Below are 21,534 nucleotides of genomic sequence, written 5' to 3'. Positions count from 1 at the left end.
AAAACCTCCTTCATTGGGAAATTCTAAATCCTAATATCGAAATCCTAAACCATTGGTATCTTGTTATTCGTTATTCGGCATCGCCGCTCGTATCGTTCTTCGTTTGTCGTCAGGGACGATCCAGTACCGTATAACAACGCCGTATAACGATACGGGCAGCCAGGACGTATAACGTAAGACGTTTTTTCCGATAGCATTTGTTTAGTATTTCGGATTTAGGATTTGTAACTATTCCGCCATGATTATCTTGCCGCGATGTTTGGCATATTGCCCGTAGTCAAGGTAGATCCGGTTATTCTCCAGCATGTCCTTTAACTTGTCAGCACGATCGCGCACTTCATTGATCAATTCGGTGACCTTGAAGACAAAAGCATCGCTGCCCGCGCCGGACCCGAACGAAACGAGATAGATCATGTCATTGGGTTGAGCCACATCAAGGACCGCGGAAAGACCGGTAGGAGAAGAGCCTGAATACGTATTTCCCATGAAAGGAACTATCCATCCGGGTTCAATCTGCTGTTTCGTGAACCCGAGCTTTTTGCCGACACTCATGGGAAACTTCCCATTGGGCATATGGAAGATCGCATACTTGAAATCAGCCGGTTTAAGACCGCTTTTCTTCAATATCCCTTGTCCGGCATTATAGATGTGCTTGAAGTAAGCCGGCTCACCGGTGAACCGTCCGCCATGCCGCGGATAGAATTGGTGCTCACGGCGCCAGAAATCCGGAGTATCGGTGGCATAGGAATATGTTTCCACAACATCAACCACGACCTTGTCTTTGCCGAAAATGTATGCCGAGCCACCTGCAGAGGCTGAAAATTCCAGGGCATCACCAGGCGCGCCTTGCGAAGTATCGGTACCGATCCCCATGGCATATTCCATCAAACCTGCTTTTACCAAGCCGTAGGCGACGAACATCGCCTCGGTGCCGGCCTTGCAGGCGAATTCAAAGCTCGCGATATGCACTTCCGGCACGATCCCAAGCACTTCGGCAACTGTCGTCGCAGACGGTTTTACCGCGTAGGGGTGAGATTCGGAGCCGACATAAACTGCTCCGATCTTTTCCGGATCAATACCGGCTCTTTTCAAAGCATTTTTTGCCGCTTCCACGGATATCGTGATCGTATCCTCATCCATTCCTGGCACGGTTTTTTCTTTTAACTGCAAGCCTTTTTTAATAGTATCCGCATCCCTGCCCCATTGATGCGCTATATCTTCAACCTTGATCCGGTATCGAGGCAAATATGAACCATAGCCGACAATCCCGATCATTAGACCTCCTTCCTTGGTAAATTCAAATTCCTAATATCTAAATCCGAAACAATCTCTAAATTCCAATACCCAAATTCCAAACGCACCCCCTCCCTTTCCCTCCCCCCTTCTCTCGCAGTGCTCGAGACTTTCAGCGAGCGGGGAGGATTGAGGTGGGGGGGATATTTTTGGGATTTCGGTTATTAGATATTGTTTATGTCTCATGCTGAGTATTCGACACGAAGCGGAAATTAGAATTTCGAATTTAGCGCTTGTAATCAAGTAATGTCTCCATAAACTGCGCGCCGTGCATCATGCCCAGTGAACCACTTTTCACCGATTCCTCATCAAAACGAACTACCGGATCAGCCGGTCGGCGCGGGTCCCAGATCGCCACCGGGACGGGGTCTTTGACGTGGATCCCGTATTCCACCGGCGTTGAATGATCCGGCAAGACCGCGACGACCGCCTCGATATTCTTCTCTTCGAGACCTTTAAGCACCCGTTCGACCAGGCGGTTATCAAGATACTCGATCGTTTTTATCTTTAATCCAAGGTCCTTGCCGTGCCCGGCCTCGTCCGTCGCCTCCACGTGGCAGTACACAAAATCGTGGTCCGCGATCGCGTTCAAAACCGCTTCTGCCTTGCCTTCATAATTCGTGTCCCATAACCCTGTGGCGCCTTTTACCTGCATAACATCCATGCCGGCGTAAATACCGGTGCCGTTTATCAGGTCGACGGCGGATATTACGGCTCCTTTGATCCCGTACTTTTCCTGCAGGGTCTTCATTGTTGGCCGTCGTCCCGGCGACCAGGGCCATATGTAGTTCGCCTCGTCCTTACCTTCTCTTTTTCGCTTTTCATTGACCGGATGCTGCACAAGTATGCCGTTCGAGCGGCGTATCAGATCGTTCAACTGTTGCGCGGTCTTTTCAGCGTCAGGGCTGCGCGGTTTGATCAGGATCTCCTCTATCGGCCTGCCGACGTTATCGTGCGGAGGAAAACATTCAAGATCTTTCGAACCCTGCGTCAACACGAGCAGATGCCGATAACTTAACCCCGGATAAAAACGCACGATCTCGCCGCCCAGGCGCCGGTCAACCTCTTTTATCAGTTCTACGGCCTCTTCCGTTGTAATGTGTCCGGCTGAATGGTTCTTTATCTTTCCGTCTTGCACGCAGATAAGGTTGCAGCGGGCGGCAATATCGGTCGGTTTCAGTTCGACGCCGATGCTCGCCGCTTCCAGAACGCCTCTTCCTTCATAACAGGTCTTCGGGTCATAGCCGAGCACGGTCAGGTTCGCCACTTCGCTCCCTGGCGGCATGTCCGCTTCCACGGTGACAAAAAGACCGCACCTGCCGTTGCGGGCGATCCGGTCGATCGATGGTTTCTTCGCGACCATGAGGGGCGTCTCGCCGTTTAATTTTTTGACCGGGTAATCCGACATGCCGTCGCCGAGGATAACGATGTATTTCATGGACCATTACTTTTTGAACATACTGGCAAGGATCTTTTTTAACTCCTCATAGTTGTTCCCGATAGACAGAAAGCTTTCCTTTTTCTTATCCAGACCCTGCAAGCTCGGCGGTAAAACCGGTTCTGTACCGGTGATCCTTGTGATCTCTTCCGGGAACTTGGCGGGATGCGCGGTCTCGATGGAAACAACCAGACCGGGTTTGTCGATGTTTGAAAGGTATTTATCCAATGCCGCCCAGGCGACCGCGCCATGGGGTTCGAGCATCAGTTTGTGCTTCTGGTACGCTGTTCGTATCGTTTCCCTGGTTTCGTTGTCATCAATGCTTAAGGCGTGCATGTCGCAGCGCATTTTTTCGAGGTTCGGGTCCTTGTCGATCTTGCCGGTCTCGTCCATGCGGCCGCCGTACAGATCAATTACCCGGGCTAGATTGCTGGGGTGCCCGACGTTCATGGCGTTCGAAATACAAACGCGCGACGGTTCGATCTTATGGTATTTGCCGGTTTTCATGAATTCGGGGAATTCGTCATTGGTATTTGTCGCGATGACGAATCTTTCGACCGGCAGACCCATGCGCCACGCGATGAGCCCGCCCATCATGTCGCCAAAATTTCCGGAAGGAACGGCATAGACGACGGTTCGATCCTTTCCCCTCTCTTTTTTTGAAAGACGCGCGAAAGCGTAGAAATAATACACCGCCTGGGGCAGCAGCCTTCCGATGTTGATGGAATTGGCGGATGAGAAACGGACCGTGGCAAGGTCCGGATCCGTGAACGCGCGTTTGACCATGGCCTGGCAATCGTCGAACTTTCCTGCGACGCTGATGACCGAAACGTTTCCCCCCAGCGTGGTCATCTGTTTGCGCTGTCGGTCGCTCACTTCTTTCTGGGGGAACAGGACGACCATGGACATACCGTCAACATTATGGAACGCATGCGCGACTGCGCTGCCGGTATCTCCCGATGTCGCGGTGAGAATGACGAGCCGGCTCTTATCCTCCATGAGAAAATACCGCATCAACCGCGCCATCATGCGCGCCGCAAAATCCTTGAAAGAAGCGGTTGGACCCTGGTCGAGCCTCATTATATAGCATTCATCACGAACGTGTTCCAGCGGGACATCATAATCATAACATTCGTGGCAAAGCTGGAGCAGTTTTTCATCCGGGATCAATTCGCGCGTGTACCGCTTGAGCACGTTAAAAGCGATCTCGGAGTAAGGCATAGCCTTGAACGCGAATATTTCATCCAGCGGGATCGGTTCGAAACGCAATGGCATGTACAGACCTTTATCGGGCGCCTGCCCTTTCAAAAGCGCCTCTTTCAAAGAGACCAACGGCGCTTTCTTGTTTGTACTGTAATAAAACGGTGATGCCATATCGAGGCGGGTATCAGGCTTTCCCGATCGCCTGGTCAAGGTCCGCGATCAGATCATCGGGATGTTCTGCGCCGACACAAAGGCGGAACAGATCAGGCGGGATCGAAGCGAGGGAACGGCAACTTTCGCCCATTTGCTGATGGGTCGAGATCGAGGGGATCGTCGCGATCGATTTTATCCGGCCCAGATCAGTGGCGCGCCATATCCTCTTCAGACCGTCAAGCGTGGCGCGCGCCGCAGCGACGCCGCCCTTTAACTGAAACGAAAGCAGGTGACCGTACCGGTTGACCGGCTTCTGGTACCGCTCGTCATATTCCGCGTCGACCAGCCAGAGGTACTTTCGGGCGATCTCATGCAAGTGATGGCTTTCAAGACCGAGGTAATTGACCCGTGCAACCTTGGGATGCTTTTCGAGAAATTTTGCGACCTTCATTGCACTCTGGCTCAAGACATCGACCCTGGTGCGGAGCGTGCGGATCTCATTCAACGACAGGATCGCCTGTAACGGCGATAAACTCCATCCCATATCGCGATTAGGGTACAGCTTGATATAGCTGGTAAAATCCGCTTTCAGCTGATCATTTGGTATCCTGGACATGATATTCTTACGGGCAATGGCGGCACCGGCGATAGTTAACCCGCCTGCCGTCATCGTTTTGGTCACTGAATGCACGACAATATCCGCGCCGAACGTAATAGGCCGCAGCAGCGCCGGCGTGGCGATCGTGGAATCCGTAATGAACGGTACGCCGTTTTCATGCGCGAGATCGATCATTTTCTTCAGATCGAAGAAAGCCAATCCCGGGTTGGATGGCAGTTCGCCGAATAGAAAACGGGTGTTCTTGTCGATCTTTGAGGCCCATTCGTCGCGATCGTTCGGATCTTTGACCCAACGGCATTCGATCCCCCGTTCCTGCATTTTTCGCACATTGAACTGCTGGAACGTGCCGCCGTACACCTGGCAGCTGGCGACAAAATTTATCGCTTCGGCTGGTTTATCCGTCAATTTTACCAGCAATGGATCAGTAACACTGGCGATAGCCGACATGCCGGAGGATGCTGCGCAGCAGCCCGTATCACCCTTATAACCGTATCCATCGAGCAGCGCCAGCGTGTCCTCGAGATAACCGACTGATGGATTATGGATCCGGCTGTACGCCCAGCTCGGGATCAGATATGACTGCGCGGCTTCCATTTCATCGCTGTCCCGGTATGCCTGCGCTGAACTGAGGAAGATGGGTTCGATGATCGCACCCTGGTTGTTCTCGATCGCTTCCTTGACCGAATACGCGCCATGAACGGCGATCGTGTCAAAACGCCACTTTTTAACCTCTTCCCTGATATAACGTTCGCGTTCGCCCAGTGCTTTCTTCGCCTGGTCAACGTATTTCTTGACGCCGTCATTCATAATGCCTCCTCTGCGTACATAACATCATTGCCTATTTTTCACACAACTCGATCAACACACCACCCGTGTCACGGGGGTGCACGAATGCGACTTTTGACGCCATTACGCCGGGACGCGGAGCTTCATCGATCAACAGGACCCCGCGTTTTTTCAACTGTCGGAGCTTCTCTTCGATATCGGTCACTTCGATGCAGATATGATGAAGCCCCTCGCCTTTTTTTTCAATGAACTTACTTATCGTGCTGTCTTCGGATATCGCCTCAAGAAGTTCAATGTGCGACGTGCCGAACTGCAGCATGGCGACTCGTACTTTCTGGTTCGGGACCTCCTGGACGCTGACTACCTTGAGGCCGATCGCGTCCCGCCATGTCCGCAACGCAGCCTCGATGCTCCTGACCGCGATGCCGATATGCTCCAGCTTCATAAGATCTTTCGTTTCTTCGCCTCTTCTTCCAGCATTGGTCTGAAATTGGGATGAGCGATTCCGATGATCAGCTGCGCTCTTTCCCTCAGGTTCTTTCCATGCAGATACGCCACTCCGTATTCGGTCACCAAGTAGTGAATATCCGCTCGCGTGGTTACAACTCCGGCGCCCACCTGCAGTGTCGGAACGATCTTCGTGACCGTGTCGTTCTTCGCGGTCGTGGGCAAGGCGATTATGGGTTTGCCGTTCTTTGACTGCGCTGCGCCCCGGATAAAATCGACCTGTCCGCCGAACCCCGAGTAGATCTTTGTTCCGATCGAATCCGCGCAAACCTGGCCCGTAATGTCGACCTCGATCGCTGAGTTTATCGCCACCATTTTTTCGTTCTGCGAAACAATATAAGGCAGGTTTGTATAATTGGAAGGATGCGTTTCGAACGTGGGGTTGTTATCGATGAACTCGTACATTTTCCGGGATCCTAGATAGAAGGTAGCGACCACCTTGTAAGGATGCAGAACTTTCTTGGCGCCGGTCACGACCCCCGCCTCGATCGCTTCGATAATGCTGTCGGACACCATTTCCGTGTGCACACCAAGGTCTTTTTTACTGAACATCGCTTTCAGGGCGGCGTTGGGAATACCCCCGATCCCAAGCTGCAGCGTACTTCCATCCTCGACCAGGTCGGCGATATTCTGTCCGATCTTCTTTTCCACTTCGGTAAAAGGAGCGCTCTCGAGTTCGGGAAGGTCCCTCGAGATCTCTACGATTTTTGCAACCCGTGAAATATGCATGAAGGAATCTCCAAGCGTCCTCGGCATCCGGTCGTTCACCTGGGCAACAACGATCTTGGCCGTCTCTGCCGCCGCCTTGGAACACAGGCACTCGACGCCCAAACTCATGAAGCCGTGCTCGTCCGGTGGTGAAAGATGCAGGAAGGCGACATCGAGCGGCAGCAATCCCGAATAGAACAGGTCCGGTATCTCGTACAGGAAGACCGGTATGTAATCAGCCCTGCCCTCGTTGACCGCTTTGCGGTCAGCTGGCCCAACAAACAGCGAGTTGTGACGGAAATGCCCTTCCATGCCGGGTTTTGAAAGAGGATCATCGCCGAAGAGCAGTACGTGCGTGATCTCCACGTCCTTGAGCTCATCTCTTCGCTGCGATAACGCTTCCATAAGGCTAAACGGGGTAGCAGCGTTCCCGCTGATATACACGCGGTTCCCGCTGTTGACAACAGAGACGGCTTCCGTCAGCGAACATCTTTTGTTTTTATAGTCATTGAACCAGCTCATACGAGGTACTCCTTCTTGATCTCACCCTGTTCAGCGTAGATACCCAGGTTTATCTCCGGGTATTCCCGGATCGTCCTTTCAAAACCGAGTTCGGTCATGATCTTTAAATACGGGTAGATGCCGGAGGAGATCGCGTGAGTGGCAGTCCTGGCGACCAGCGTGGTGGCATTGGGCATGCAGAAATGAATGACATCATGGACCGTGTATATGAACTTACCGGTCGGCGTGACCTGGGCGGTCTCAATGCACCCGCCCTGGTCGATCGAGAAATCGATAATTACTGAACCCTTCCTCATTGTCGGCACCATATCATTGGTGACGAGGATCGGCGACCGTTTGCCAGGCAGCAATACGGCGCCGATCAGAACATCGGCAAATTTGACCAGTTTTTCAATATTGTGCCTGGTCGCGAACATGGTCGTTATCTTGCTGCCTTCAGAGTGCCGGGCAAGGGTATCAAGACGGTCGCGGATGACATCCACTACATAGACATTGGCGCCGATCCCGGCAAAGCATTTTGCGGCTGTGCGGCCAAGCGTTCCGGCACCGAGAATGACGACCTCTGCCGGCGGGATGCCGGGCAGACCGCCCAAAAGGATTCCTCGCCCTCCACCTGGCGATTCCAGTAACCTTGCGGCCAGCTGCACCGCCAGTTTTCCGGCCATCTCGCTCATTGGGATCACGATCGGCAGCCTGCCATCACTCCTCTGAATGATCTCATATCCGACGAGCGTGATCTTTTTTTCGTTCACCATGGTACAAAATTCCTTGCGCGCCGTCACAAGATGCATGAACCCCATGATCACCTGGTTCTCCTTAATGAACTGGTATTCTTCCTGTTGCGGCCTCCGGACCTTCAGGATGATGTCCGAACGTATATATGCTTCCTCTTTCGAAAAAACTACTTTGGCTCCGGCTTTCTGGTATTCATCATCGGAAAAACCAGCGCCTTCGCCGGCTTTGCTCTCGACATAGACCTGAGCTCCGCATAATATCAGCTCTTTCGCCGCCATCGGCGAAAGACCCACCCGGTATTCGGGCGTCTCCTTGAATGGCGGCAGCTCCTTGGGAATCCCAAATATCATTTTACCTCCTTCTCAGTAAATTCTAAATTCTAATATCTAAATCCTAAACAAATCCAAAATTCAAACACCCGAATTCCAAACGCACCCCCTCCCTTTCCCTCCCCCCTCGAGGGGGAGGATTGAGGTGGGGGGGATATTTTTGGGATTTCGGTCATTAGAATTTGTTTATGTCTCATGCTGAGTATTCGACACGAAGCGGGATTTCGGATTTAGTGCTTCGGATTTAAAATATATTTTTCTCTTTATATTCCCCGTATACTTCTCTCAGCGAGTCAGAAATCTCACCGACAGTTGCGTATGCCCTGACGCAATCCAGGATCGGGGGCATCAGATTTTCATTATTTATTGCAGCTTTTGACAGTTTGCTTAATACCGATCCAACGCGCGCCCTGTCCCTTTTCAGCCTGATCTTTTTAAGCGCGTTCAACTGCTTCCCAATCGCTTTTGCGGGAATGCGCATGACCGGGTATCCATTCGTCTTCTCGCCGGCAAATTTGTTGACACTGACAACATTTATCTCGCCGCTTTCGATCCGCTTTTGATACTGACGGGCGCTCTGGTGGATCTCTTTTTGGAAATAACCGTTCTCGACTGCGCTTATGGCACCCCCCATAGCCTTGATCTCTGCCAAGTAATCCAGTGCTTCGTGCGCCAGGTCATTGGTCATGGATTCGATGCAATAAGCGCCGCCCAGCGGGTCTACAAATTCGGAAACCCCGCTTTCATAACCGATCAACTGCTGCGTGCGCAGCGCCAATTTTACTGCCTGTTCGCTCGGCAAAGACAGCGCTTCATCATAAGAATTCGTGTGCAGACTTTGCGTTCCCCCAAAAACGGCCGCGAGTGCCTGCAGGGCAACGCGCACGATATTGTTTTCAGGCTCCTGCGCAGTCAACGTGCAACCCGCGGTCTGAGTGTGGAAACGGAGCATCCATGATCTAGGGTTTTTTGCCAGGAACTGCTCCTTCATTATTTTGGCCCACAGCCTGCGCGCCGCGCGGAATTTTGCGATCTCTTCGAAAAAATTATTATGAGCGTTGAAAAAGAACGAGATGCGCGGAGCGAATGAATCAACATCAAGTCCTCCGCGTTGAACAACGGCATCAACATAAGCGATGCCATTGGCGATGGTAAAAGCAATTTCCTGAGCAGCGGTCGCGCCGGCCTCCCTGATATGATAACCCGAGATCGATATCGTGTTCCATTTGGGATGGTATTTGCTGCAATGGGTAATTATGTCAACCGTCAGCTTCAGCGAAGCTGCTGGCGGATATATGTATGCTCCGCGGGCTATATATTCTTTTAGAATGTCATTCTGCACCGTGCCTTCAAGAACCGCCGGCGACGCGCCCTGTTTCTCGGCGACGGCAACATACATGGCCAGGATGATTGAAGCGGTTGCGTTTATGGTCATTGATGTACTTACGCGGTCAAGGGGTATGCTGTCGAATAAGGTCTCCATGTCGCCGAGCGTATCGATCGCGACACCGCACTTACCCACTTCACCTTCACTGCAAGGGTGGTCGGAATCGTAGCCCATCTGGGTCGGCAGATCGAATGCGACTGATAATCCGGTCTGGCCGTGTTCTATCAGGTATTTATATCGTTTGTTCGATTCTTTGGCCGTGCCAAAACCGGCATACTGCCTCATTGTCCACAAGCGGCCCGAGTACATCGATGGGTAGATGCCGCGCGTGAAGGGATATTCGCCCGGATCGCCGAGATCCCGCGTGTATTCGAGATCTTTAATGTTATCAGGAGTGAATAGCATTACGATATCATTTGTTTTACGTTATAAGGCGTCGCCGCTCGTATCGTAAGACGTTTGTCGTTATATGTTTGTTTAATCCCCGTATGACGATGCCGTAAATCGAAACGAGTGGCCATGCCGTATAACTCCTTTTTTTTACTCAATTACTCTATTATTACCAGTTTGTCTTTACTATTCACGGTCTGCCCTTTCTGGACAAAGATCTTTTTTACAACGCCTTCTCTTGGCGCTTTGATCTCGTTCTGCATCTTCATCGCTTCAACGATGAGCAGCCCCTGGCTTTGCTTTACCGGGTTTCCTTCCTGCACTTCGATATCAATGACCAAACCCGGCATGGGCGCCACAATGACCAGTTCCTTTTTATGCAATGCATCCGGGCTCGCCATGAGTAGTTTTTTGATCTGCTCGTCGATGACATCGCAAGCGTATTCCATGCCATTGACTACGATGAGATCGCCGTCAGGACTTGAAGACACGATAAAGGGGTGGTTCTGGATCATAAATAAGAGTTCACCATGACGCCCCTTCTCAAGAACCCGGACCGCGAGTTCTTTCCCGTTAACGGTACACGAGTAACCCGCGTCCGTCGCCTTAACATCGACTTTGAATTCCAGGTTATCGATCTTTACGCTGTAAGCCATGTTATAGGACCGGCCTTCCGGCCTGTTTCCAGGGATTTATCCCCGGTCCGTGGTCAGCGCCCGATATGCCGGCCGAAGCTTCATGTTCTTTTCTGACCTTGAACACGACCGCTGCCATCGCGGCGATTTCCTGATCTTTCTTTTCGTATACAATGGCTCCCAATTCGCTGTCAATGAACGTCGTATCATAATTGCCGCTTCTAAATTTTTCGTTCGCCATTACCAGACGATGAAAAGGCACGGTCGTTTTTATACCATCAATATTGAATTCGCCGAGCGCTCGTTCCATCCTTTCGATCGCCTCTTCCCTGCTGGACGCCCACACCAGCAGCTTGGCGATGAGTGGATCGTAATAGACCGGGACTTCGAATCCTTCATAAACTCCGCTGTCCAACCTGACCCCCGGCCCTCCTGGTCCCAGCCAGTGCTTGATCCTGCCCGTTGAGGGAGCGAAATTAGCCGCCGGATCTTCGGCCGATATGCGGCACTCGATAGCCGCGCCCGTGATCTGTACCTGTTCCTGATGCAAGCTCAACTTTTCGCCGGCAGCGATCCTCAGCTGTTCTTTCACGATATCGACACCAGTAACCAGCTCGGTAACCGGGTGTTCGACCTGAAGCCGCGTGTTCATCTCCAGGAAATAGAATTTTTTACCTTTGTCGACCATGAACTCGACGGTCCCGGCGTTGGTATAACCAGACGCCTTTACTGCTTTTACGGCGGCTTCACCCATCGTGGCTCTGAGCTTACCGTTCATGATCGCGGATGGCGATTCTTCGATCAGTTTTTGATGCCGCCGCTGGACCGAGCATTCGCGTTCCCCCAGGTGTATGACATTGCCGTGTTCATCCGCCAGGATCTGGAATTCTATGTGCCTGGGAGCATCGAGAAATTTCTCGATAAAGATGGTTGGATTACCGAAGGCGGACTGCGCTTCGCCGCGTGCCTGTTTCAGGGCTGCCGGCAGATCCTTTTCACCCCGCACGACTCTCATTCCCTTGCCGCCGCCCCCGCCCGATGCCTTTATGAGAACAGGCAGGCCGATTGATCCGGCGAGTTTCAACGCTTCGGCATCGCCGGTTACGGCACCCGGGCTGCCTGGAACGACGGGAACGCCGGCCGATACCATCGTTTTTTTGGAAGCGATCTTGTCTCCCAGCAGTCGGATCGCGCGGGCGCTCGGACCGATGAACACGATCCGGTTATCGGCGCAGGCTTGTGCAAAATCCTCATTTTCGGCCAGGAACCCGTACCCCGGGTGAATGGCTTCAGCGCCACTTTCCCGGGCAATGGCGATTAAGGCCTCGATCTTGAGGTAGCTGTCGCGTGCCGGCGCCGGCCCCAGGTAATATGACTCATCCGCATAGATCACATGAAGCCCTGTTTGATCGGCTTCCGAATAAACAGCCACAGTGGCGATACCCATTTCCCGGCATGCCCTTAATATCCTTACCGCGATCTCGCCGCGGTTAGCGATCAGGATCTTTTTAAACATAGCTTTTATGAATTCCGTTGAACGTTCTACGGCATCGCTGCCTGTATGGTTGTACGGCTTCGTTATACGTCAACGATCTGAACCAAAAAAATTGAATAAAATGAAACGAGCGGCTATGCCCCATAACGACAGACGATCTTTATAACGGTATATTCCCGTGCTTTCGAGGAGGGTTCTTATCCCGTTTGTTCTCGATCATCGCCAGCGATTCGATGATGCGCGGTCTTGTCTCTGACGGTCGGATGATTGCATCAATGTATCCTTTGCTCGCGGTCACGAAGGGATTCGCGAATTTATCGGTGTAGTCATCGATCAGTGATTTTTCAAGATCGCGCGGCGCCTTTGCTTCCTTGAGTTCCTTGCGATACAATATTTTCACGGCCCCATCCGGACCCATCACCGCTATCTCGGCGCTGGGCCACGCGAAATTTATGTCGGCGCGGGTATGCTTCGAGCTCATGACGCAGTAGGCGCCGCCATAGGCCTTGCGTGTGATCACGGTCACCCTGGGAACGGTCGCTTCGCAGAACGCGTAAAGCAGTTTAGCACCGTTCTTGATCACGCCCCCCCATTCTTGTGCCGTCCCCGGCAGGAACCCAGGCACGTCAACGAAGGTGACGATCGGTATATTGAAGCAGTCGCAAAATCTTACGAACCGTCCGCCCTTCATTGCGGAATCGCAATCCAGAACGCCGGCCAGGACCGCCGGCTGGTTAGCGACAATACCTACCGACTGCCCGTTGAACCGCGCAAAACCGACGATCATGTTCCGCGCATAGTGCTTGTGCACTTCCAGAAAATCACCGTTGTCCACGACCTTATGAATGACGTCCAGCATGTCATAGGGCTTGTTGGGGCTGTCAGGGACCACAGTGTCAAGCTCCTTGTCGCCCCGGTTAACATCATCGCTGCAGCTTACCTTCGGCGGATCTTCAAGATTATTCTGCGGGATGTAGGACATTAATTTTTTTATCAGTTCGATGCACTCTATCTCGGTGTCAACGGCAAAATGCGCCACTCCGGACTTTTCGTTATGGACCATCGCACCGCCCAGCTCATCGAATGTCACGTCCTCGTGGGTCGCGGCTTTGACGACATCCGGTCCGGTCAAGAACATGTAGGAACCACCCGCCATAATGACAAAATCGGTCATGGCTGGAGAGTAGACGGCACCGCCTGCGCATGGCCCCATAACGGCCGATATCTGAGGCACCACACCCGAACTGAGGACATTACGCAGGAATACGTCGGTATATCCGGCAAGGCTGTCCACTCCCTCCTGGATCCTGGCGCCGCCGGAATCCTTCAGGCCGATGACTGGACACCCCGTCTTCACCGCTAAATCCTGAAGCTTGCAGATCTTTTGCGCATATGTGATAGAAAGCGAGCCGCCGAAGACGGTAAAATCCTCGGCAAATATGCATATGGGACGCCCGTTGATCCGTCCGTAACCCGTAACCACACCGTCGCCAAGGATCCGGGTCTTTTCCATCTCAAAATCACTGCACCGGTGCGTGACGAACATGTCGGTCTCCCGGAAAGTTCCTTTGTCCAGTAACAGGTCAATGCGCTCGCGCGCCGTCAGCTTGCCTTTGTCGTGTTGTGCTTTTATCCGCGCTTCGCCACCGCCGAGACGGGCCTCTTTCTCTAGCTGCTCAAGATGTTTTAGCTTGTCCTTGATTTTCATAAGTACTCCTTATCTGTTAAATACGTTGAACGTTAAACGGCATCGCTGCCCGTATCGTTATACGGCTTCGTCGTTCGTCTTCTATTCTTGAACAAATCCCATGCTTCGGCTAGATTAAATAGTTGGCGGGCGGCTTTATCATAAACGTCAACAAGAACAATACATAGTTCAGTTTCCAATGAGTAAATATCTTTAGTGTGTTCAAGGCTGACAATTGTCTCGTTACATTCAGCCATTGCATCATCAAGATACTTCTGAAAACCTAGCTTCTGGTGTTTTTTAGCAAACCCTTCAGCGATTAATCGTGGAACTGCTTTTGACGACCTGCTTAATTGACTACGTAGATCATGTTTTTCACTATCAGGTAACTTCGGCAAAATTTTACCGGCGATTGTCAAAGATGCGCGATAAGTACTTTGATAGACATCCAAATCTTTAAAACTTCTTATAGGTTTTTTTATCATATGTTATCGACGCCTTTTTGCTTTTTTGACGATACGAGTGGCGAAGCCGTAAAACTAAATTTCTTTCAACATTCGTTTTCCGTTTTCCTCAACGGGGTAAGCGAATATCACTTTCGGATCGTGTTCAAAGATAAATAGCCATTTTTCATTGATCGCCTGGTCGATAATTTTTTTCTTGGTCTCCATGATCTCCAAGGGATAGAGGTCATATCCCATGACATACGGGATTTTGAAATGCGATGTCGTGGGCATAAGGTCGCCCAAGTACATCGCCTTCTTGCCTACAGATTCGATCAAAACCGACTGATGACCGGCCGTATGTCCCGGTGTTCTCATAACCTTTATCCCTGGCGTAACCTCAAGGCCGCCTTCGACCAGGTTCAACTGCCCCTTTTCCTCAAGTGAAATGAAGTTCTCCTTTAAATAGCTTGCCCGGGTTCTTTCATTGGGATTCAATGCATCTTCCCATTCAAGTTTCTGGATGATATATTTCGCACGCGGGAACGTCGGCACCGACCTGCCATCGATCGCTACCGTGTTGCCGCCGCAGTGATCGAAATGAAGATGCGTGTTGATCACGTAGTCGATATCATTTACATCAAGACCGCATCGTTTGAGAGAATCGACGAGTGTTTCCGCGCGCTCGAACCGGTACATCTCGGTGAATTTCGCGTCGACCTTGGCGCCGATCCCGGTATCGACAAGCACGTTCGCATTGCCCGTCTGTATCAGCAGCGTGTTCAGCGCCAGCTCGATCCGGTTCAATTCATCGGCGGGATTGAGCTTGTTCCAAAGTGCTTTTGGCACGACCCCGAACATCGCTCCGCCGTCAAGCCAGAAGGTCCCGTCGGACAATGGCGTGAGTTTGAATCCACCCAGCCGTAATGAATTATCCTTCATAATTCGACCTCTCCCTTGATCACTGCCGTCTTCGCTTAACTGCGCTTGAGTGAATCCTTCAGCACCGAGCAGAGGATGACGCTCAATATCGTTAACCCGCAAAGCATCAGCAGTGAACTGGTCATGGCGCCGGTTTCGCGTGACTTGAACATGTCCATGCCGACAATAAAAATAATGCCGGAGATCTGCCCCATGAGCAGAAGCAGGCTGTTGGAAGTTCCTTCAGGTGCGGGGTATGTGATCTCCGCGCCGTACTGGAATCCTATCGGACCTGAGCTAAGCAAAAAGAATCCGAAGACAAATCCCGCGGCCAACAAGATCCAGTAACTCGTGGTAAAGGTCATGCCGATAAGACCAGGTGTCAGTCCGATCAATGATATCAGCATAAATACTTTTCTCTTTCGATACCGGTCGGATAACAGCGGCATGATTATCGCGCCGATTATGCCTCCAATCAGCATCAGTCCACCAAGCACTCCGGCCTGGGATATGGAAAATCCCCTCGCCCTGATAATATTCTCGATCCATGTTGAAATACCATTGAACATGCCCAGTCCAATGAAAAATATTATCAATAGCAGGATAAAGTCCTTCTGTTTCAGCATCTTTTTAAGACCATCGAACATCAGGCTGCGAGTCTCCTGTTCGGCAGGGCATGGCGGCGTTGGCGGGTGTTCTCTGGCGATGATGGCGAAAGCGCCGGCAGAGATGACGGCAGTTATCCCATAGATCATCAACATCCCTTTCAGACCATGATGGATAGTGAGATGAGGGGTTAACAGCATGGCAGCCAGTATGCCAAGGTAGACGGCAAGCGTCCCTAGTCCCACGGCCGTGGCCCGTTCATTGGAAGGGAACCATCGGGCAGCAAGTTTGGTGATCGATCCGACCACGAATGGCTGGCCGATGGCGATCCCCATCTGGGACGAAAATACGGCTGTAAAACTCGAAGCAAAGATCCCCCTCGACAGTGCAAAAACCGCGGTCAATACGGCGCCTACTTTGACCGCAAAAGAGAACCCGTACGTGTCTATTACCCATGCCGACGGAATGACCATTATTATGAAAATGATCATGAAACTCATGGACAGAAAACCGATCATCAGATCGGATGTCGCATAAAACCGGGCGGCCATACTGGTAACGGGCGCGAACGTTATCCACAGCAATTGAGTCATGGCCGCAATCCACATGAAAGCCGCGAGTACGGCCCAGCGGTATCCGTATACCCTCAATGGCTGGTCGGTTGTCATATCATGATCTCATGTTGCCGGGATGAACACTTGGCCGCGCTTTTCACTTCGTGCGTTTTTTACGCCGCGGTCGTTTGTCAACCGCTTTTTTTGCCGCGGGTTTTGCTAAATTCTTACCAGTGCTATGGTTTATCCATTCGATGATCTTGCCGGTCGGGGTACCTGGTCCAAAGATCTTCTTAACACCAATTTTTTCCAACTTTTTCATATCGCCCAGCGGTATAATCCCGCCGCCGATGACCTTTATCCTGGACGCGCGTTTTTCCTTTAAGAGCTTCAATATTTTCGGGAAAAGCGTCATGTGCGCACCCGACAAGATCGAAAGCCCGACGATGTCGACATCTTCCTGGACAGCGGCTTCGACGATGCTTTCGCATGTCTGATGGAGACCGGTGTAAATTACCTCCATGCCAGCATCCCTGAGGGCAGCCGCGACAACCTTGGCTCCGCGATCATGACCGTCGAGCCCCGGTTTAGCGACTAAGACGCGGATCTTTTTATCCATAAAACCTCCTTCCGGGAAAATCCTAAATTCTAATATCTAAATCCGAAACAAATTCAAAATTCAAACACCCGAATTCCAAACGCACCCCCTCCCTTTCCCTCCCCCCTCGAGGGGGAGGATTGAGGTGGGGGGGATATTTTCGGGATTTCGGTCATTGGGATTTGTTTATGTCTCATGCTGAGTATTCGACACGAAGCGGGATTTAGGATTTCGTGCTTCGAATTTAAAATATGATCGGTTCCTGATAAACGCCGAACTCTTCTTTCAACGTGCTGCACATCTCGCCCAGCGTCGCGTAGACACGGACGCATTCAAGGAGCCTGGGCATCAAATTCTCATTGCCGGCCGCGGCTTTGCGCAGCTGTTCCAGCGACTCCTTGACTTTGGCATTGTTCCGTTCCTTTTTGATCTTGTTCAGGGCTTTGACCTGCTCGCGCTCAACCGCGGCGGGTATCTTCAGCAGCTCCATAGTCGACTTTTCCTCTTCCTCAAGGACATTAACCCCGACATGATATTTCTCTTTCCGCTCCAGCGCCTTTTGATAATCGTAAGCGCTACGCGAGATCTCCTTCTGGAAAAAACCTTTCTGGATCGCCGGCACAACGCCGCCCAGGCTGTTTATTTTTTCAAAGTATTCATTGGCGCCTTTTTCCATTTCGTTAGTAAGCGACTCGACGAGATAAGAACCGCCGAGCGGGTCCATGGAATGGCTGGCTCCGGTCTCGTAAGCGATAAGCTGTTGGGTCCGCAAGGCGATCTTCACGGCGCGTTCGGTCGGCAGCGCATAGGTTTCATCCATCGAGTTGGTATGCAGGGACTGCGTGCCACCGAGGACCGCGGCCAGGGCTTGGAAGGCGGTCCGGACAATGTTGTTCTCCGGCTGCTGAGCCGTCAGGGTACAACCTGCAGTCTGCGTATGAAACCTGCACAAACACGATCTCGGATCTTTTGCGCCGTACTTATCCCTCATAACCCGAGCCCATATGCGGCGCGCCGCCCGGTACTTTGCGATCTCCTCGAAAAAATCAAGATGGGAATTGAAGAAAAACGAGAGCCGCGGCGCGAAAGTATCGACCACGAGCCCCGCTTTTATACCATAATCAACATAAGTAAAACCATTCGCCAGCGTAAACGCCAGTTCCTGTAGCGCCGTGGACCCGGCTTCCCGGATATGATACCCCGAAATGGAGATCGTATTCCACTTTGGTACTTTCTCTGCGCAGTAAGCCATCGTGTCGGTGATTATCCTCATCGAAGGTTCGGGCGGGTAGATCCAGGTTTTTTGCGCCTGGTATTCTTTGAGCATGTCATTCTGGATCGTGCCGGTCAGTACATCGGCTGGAACGCCCTGTTTTTCACCAACCACGATATACATGGCCAAAAGCATCGCCGCGGGCGGGTTGATGGTCATGGACGTCGATATCCGGTCAAGGGGGATCCCGTCGAACAGGATCTCCATATCCCTGAGCGTGTCAATGGCGACCCCGCATTTTCCCACTTCACCATGGGCAAAAGGATCGTCCGAGTCGCGGCCATAAAGTGTGGGAAAATCAAACGCTACGGAAAGGCCGGTTTGCCCGTGCTTCATAAGATACTTGTAACGTTTGTTCGTATCCACCGGTGTACCAAAACCCGAGAACTGGCGCATCGTCCACAGCCGTCCCCGGTACATGTTGGTCTGAACCCCGCGGGTATACGGGAATTCGCCGGGATAACCGAGATCGTTCTCGTAAGAAAAATTTGGCAGGTCATCAGGAGCGTACAGGGGTTTTACCGGCATGCCGGACACGGTCGTGAACTTATGGTACCGCTCCTTGCATGCCTTTAACTTTTCTTCCCAAGCTTCTTTTTTCATGCCGATCCTCCTCGATACCCGGGTCTGATGATCTTCATAGCGATCCGGTCCGCTATTTGATACGGGTTTGTTTTGCGCTGATAGATTGCATCAATGATCTTGCTCAGCTCGTCGCTGCTTATAATATTTTTTTCCAGGTGATCCTTTATCCGATCATGGATCAGATCATTGATCTGGACAGTAATCCTGGCCTTGCGTCTTTTTTCGAATTCGCCGGTCCTGAACAGGTAATCTTTATGTTGGATAACCGCTGACAGCAATTCTGCAACGCCCTTGTCTTCGGTTGCGACGGTTTTAATGATGGGACACTGCCACTGAAGTTTTTGCGGTCTAAGGTCAAATGCGAACTTGAGCTCCATGACCAGCTGGTCGCTGCCGTCCCGGTCGCCCTTGTTGACCGTGATAATGTCGGCGATCTCAAGCAAACCGGCCTTCAATGCCTGGATCGAATCCCCGAATTCCGGCACGAGCACGACGATCGTCGTATCGCAGACCTGGGCGATATCCAATTCCACCTGCCCCACACCGATCGTCTCGATCACGATATAGTCCATGCCCGCCGCGTCCAAAACCAGGGCAATATCCTTGGTCTTGCGGGCAAGCCCGCCGAGACTGCCCCGCGAAGCCATGCTCCTGATAAAAGCATTGGGGTTTTGTCCAAGCGCAGTCATCCGCACGCGGTCGCCGAGCAAGGCCCCGCCTGAAAACGGTGATGTGGGATCGACCGCGATGATACCAACCTTTTTGTTGTCCCGCAACAACTTTTCCGCAAGCGCGTTCACCAGGGTCGACTTGCCAGCACCCGGCGGGCCGGTGATGCCGATCTGAAAAGCGCGACCGGAAAAAACATATAATCTTTCAAGGGTCTTTCGGGAATCGCCGTTCTCGACCTCGCTCATGACCTGACCGATGGTTCTCTTGTCACCCTGCCGTAAACGCTTGATCGTATCCATGTTCAGAACAATCCCAGCCGCATTATCCGACACCGGCCTTCATTTTTTTCTGGATCTTGGCCCACGTATCGCGCAGCGTGATAGTGCGGTTAAAAACAGGAAGGTCCGGTTTCGTGTCGAGGTCAGCACAGAAATAACCGAGCCGTTCGAACTGGAAACGCGCTCCCGGCTGCACACCGGCCAGTCCCGGTTCAATGCGGCAGTCGTTCAGAACCTCAAGCGAACGGCTGTTAAGATTCATCATATAATCACCGCCCTCGTTGGGGTCGGACCGGGTGAACAGCCGGTCGTACAATCTCATCTCGGCTTTTATCGCATGCTTCGCCGACACCCAGTGCAGGGTGCTTTTTACTTTTCTTCCATCCGGTGCATCGCCGCCTTTGGTCGCGGGATCATAAGTGCAGCGCAGTTCCGTGACCATACCGGATGCATCCTTTATAACATCAGTGCAGCGCAGGAAATATGCGTACCGCAGCCGCACTTCCCTCCCCGGCGCGAGCCGGAAGAATTCTTTAGGCGGTTCTTCCATAAAATCGTCTCTTTCAATGAACAATTCGCGTGAAAACGGGACCTTTCGCGCACCAGCGGCCGGATCCTCGGGATTATTGATGCAATCCAGCTCTTCTTCCGCGTCTTGTGGGTAATTGGTGATAACGACCTTTAAGGGGCGCAGCACGGCGAACATCCTTGCCGCGTGCTTGTTCAGGTCATCGCGGAGGCAGTGTTCAAAAAGTTCGATATCCACCACCGTATTGTTCTTGGCGATGCCGATGGTGTCGCAGAATATCCTGATGGCTTCAGCCGTACAACCGCGTCGGCGCAAGCCCGACAATGTCGGCATCCTGGGATCGTCCCAGCTACTCACGATGCCCTTGTCGACGAGAGCGAGCAGTTTTCTCTTGCTCATCATGGTGTACGTCATGTCCAGCCGCGCAAATTCAATCTGTTGCGGGTGATGGACATCAAGTTCATCGAGGAACCAATCATACAAAGGACGATGGTCCTCGAATTCCAAAGTGCATATAGAATGAGTGATCCCTTCAATCGAATCAGATTCGCCGTGCGTGAAATCATAGGTGGGATAAATGCACCAGGCGTCACCGGTGCGGTGATGCGCCGCCCTGAGGACGCGGTACATGACCGGATCGCGAAGGTTGATATTACCTGACGCCATATCGATCTTCGCGCGCAAGATCTTTGAGCCATCGGCGAACGCGCCTTTTCTCATGCTATCGAAAAGCTTCAGGTTCTCTTCGACCGTACGCGAACGGTGCGGGCATACCCGTCCAGGCGCCGTAAGGGTGCCGCGCATCTCGCGGACCTCGTCCGGCGAACAATCACATACGTACGCTTTTTCCTTTTTGATGAGCTTAACGGCGAACTCGTACAACTGTTCAAAATAGTCCGACGCGTAAAATTCCCTGTCTTCCCAGTTAAATCCCAGCCAGCGGATATCCCGCTTTATGGAATCAACATACTCGGTCTCTTCCTTCGCGGGATTGGTATCGTCGTAGCGCAGGTTGCACTTACCGCCGTACTCGGACGCGATCCCGAAATTGATGCAGATGGCTTTGGCGTGGCCTATATGCAGGTATCCGTTGGGTTCGGGTGGAAATCGCGTGCGGACCTTTCCGCCAAACCTGCCGGTGCGGTTGTGTTCGTCTATTATTTCCCTTATAAAATCTTTACCCATGGG

18 protein-coding genes are annotated in these 21,534 nt (G+C 52.0%); all 18 read right to left on the bottom strand.

All coding sequences use genetic code 11. The features are described 5' to 3' along the window. Nucleotides 1–228: 228 nt before the first annotated feature. The 18 genes from VF399_07090 to VF399_07005 all read right to left on the bottom strand — a co-directional run bounded on the left by VF399_07090 (nucleotide 229) and on the right by VF399_07005 (nucleotide 21,531). Nucleotides 229–1,275 carry a hydroxymethylglutaryl-CoA synthase gene (locus VF399_07090; GenBank protein ID HEX7320101.1) on the bottom strand — a complete coding sequence of 349 codons (1,047 nt, stop codon included), beginning with the start codon at nucleotides 1,273–1,275 and terminating at the stop codon, nucleotides 229–231. A 244-nt stretch (nucleotides 1,276–1,519) separates the two neighbouring features. Next, on the bottom strand, nucleotides 1,520–2,731 hold the full coding sequence (locus VF399_07085; protein HEX7320100.1) for a cofactor-independent phosphoglycerate mutase: 1,212 nt from the start codon (nucleotides 2,729–2,731) through the stop codon (nucleotides 1,520–1,522). Nucleotides 2,732–2,737: 6 nt separating this feature from the next. Beyond that, nucleotides 2,738–4,105, bottom strand: coding sequence for a threonine synthase (gene thrC / locus VF399_07080; protein HEX7320099.1), 1,368 nt, complete (start codon nucleotides 4,103–4,105; stop codon nucleotides 2,738–2,740). A 13-nt stretch (nucleotides 4,106–4,118) separates the two neighbouring features. After that, nucleotides 4,119–5,513 (bottom strand): PLP-dependent transferase, encoded by a 1,395-nt coding sequence (locus VF399_07075; protein ID HEX7320098.1) that lies wholly within the window; start codon nucleotides 5,511–5,513, stop codon nucleotides 4,119–4,121. Nucleotides 5,514–5,544: 31 nt separating this feature from the next. After that, a complete protein-coding gene (gene mce / locus VF399_07070; GenBank protein HEX7320097.1) occupies nucleotides 5,545–5,937 on the bottom strand; it encodes a methylmalonyl-CoA epimerase in 393 nt (130 codons plus the stop codon). Then, nucleotides 5,934–7,229 carry an acetyl-CoA hydrolase/transferase C-terminal domain-containing protein gene (locus VF399_07065; protein ID HEX7320096.1) on the bottom strand — a complete coding sequence of 432 codons (1,296 nt, stop codon included), beginning with the start codon at nucleotides 7,227–7,229 and terminating at the stop codon, nucleotides 5,934–5,936. Before VF399_07065 ends, mce begins: the two co-directional genes overlap by 4 nt. Next, complete coding sequence (locus VF399_07060; GenBank protein ID HEX7320095.1) at nucleotides 7,226–8,314, bottom strand: alanine dehydrogenase; 1,089 nt, start codon at nucleotides 8,312–8,314, stop codon at nucleotides 7,226–7,228. The genes VF399_07065 and VF399_07060 overlap by 4 nt, the downstream gene beginning before the upstream one ends. 223 nt (nucleotides 8,315–8,537) lie before the next feature. Continuing rightward, on the bottom strand, nucleotides 8,538–10,085 hold the full coding sequence (locus VF399_07055) for a methylmalonyl-CoA mutase family protein (protein HEX7320094.1): 1,548 nt from the start codon (nucleotides 10,083–10,085) through the stop codon (nucleotides 8,538–8,540). A 143-nt stretch (nucleotides 10,086–10,228) separates the two neighbouring features. After that, a complete protein-coding gene (locus tag VF399_07050; protein ID HEX7320093.1) occupies nucleotides 10,229–10,726 on the bottom strand; it encodes a biotin/lipoyl-containing protein in 498 nt (165 codons plus the stop codon). Between the two features lies 1 nt (nucleotide 10,727). Further along, nucleotides 10,728–12,221, bottom strand: a complete 1,494-nt coding sequence (accC, locus tag VF399_07045) for an acetyl-CoA carboxylase biotin carboxylase subunit (GenBank protein ID HEX7320092.1) — start codon at nucleotides 12,219–12,221, stop codon at nucleotides 10,728–10,730. A gap of 139 nt (nucleotides 12,222–12,360) precedes the next feature. Next, the gene (locus tag VF399_07040) at nucleotides 12,361–13,908 is read right to left on the bottom strand and encodes an acyl-CoA carboxylase subunit beta (protein ID HEX7320091.1); all 1,548 of its coding nucleotides are present in this window, start codon (nucleotides 13,906–13,908) and stop codon (nucleotides 12,361–12,363) included. Nucleotides 13,909–13,940: 32 nt separating this feature from the next. After that, nucleotides 13,941–14,372, bottom strand: a complete 432-nt coding sequence (locus VF399_07035; GenBank protein HEX7320090.1) for a four helix bundle protein — start codon at nucleotides 14,370–14,372, stop codon at nucleotides 13,941–13,943. 54 nt (nucleotides 14,373–14,426) lie between these two features. Continuing rightward, a complete protein-coding gene (locus VF399_07030) occupies nucleotides 14,427–15,272 on the bottom strand; it encodes an MBL fold metallo-hydrolase (GenBank protein HEX7320089.1) in 846 nt (281 codons plus the stop codon). A gap of 35 nt (nucleotides 15,273–15,307) precedes the next feature. Next, nucleotides 15,308–16,525, bottom strand: a complete 1,218-nt coding sequence (locus VF399_07025) for an MFS transporter (GenBank protein ID HEX7320088.1) — start codon at nucleotides 16,523–16,525, stop codon at nucleotides 15,308–15,310. A 43-nt stretch (nucleotides 16,526–16,568) separates the two neighbouring features. Next, entirely contained in the window at nucleotides 16,569–17,030 is a 462-nt protein-coding gene (locus VF399_07020; protein ID HEX7320087.1) for a cobalamin B12-binding domain-containing protein, read from the bottom strand. 223 nt (nucleotides 17,031–17,253) lie between these two features. Next, on the bottom strand, nucleotides 17,254–18,885 hold the full coding sequence (locus VF399_07015) for a methylmalonyl-CoA mutase family protein (protein ID HEX7320086.1): 1,632 nt from the start codon (nucleotides 18,883–18,885) through the stop codon (nucleotides 17,254–17,256). Continuing rightward, a complete protein-coding gene (meaB, locus tag VF399_07010; GenBank protein HEX7320085.1) occupies nucleotides 18,882–19,838 on the bottom strand; it encodes a methylmalonyl Co-A mutase-associated GTPase MeaB in 957 nt (318 codons plus the stop codon). The genes VF399_07015 and meaB overlap by 4 nt, the downstream gene beginning before the upstream one ends. Nucleotides 19,839–19,860: 22 nt before the next feature. Beyond that, the gene (locus tag VF399_07005; GenBank protein ID HEX7320084.1) at nucleotides 19,861–21,531 is read right to left on the bottom strand and encodes a glutamine--tRNA ligase/YqeY domain fusion protein; all 1,671 of its coding nucleotides are present in this window, start codon (nucleotides 21,529–21,531) and stop codon (nucleotides 19,861–19,863) included. Nucleotides 21,532–21,534: the final 3 nt, after the last annotated feature.

This window comes from bacterium (assembly GCA_036382775.1).
GTDB lineage: Bacteria > Hydrothermota > Tepidihabitantia > SM23-42 > JAOAFX01 > DASVHD01.
The sequence above is the reverse complement of the archived record's forward strand: the minus strand, read 5'-3'. Positions and strand labels throughout refer to the sequence as shown.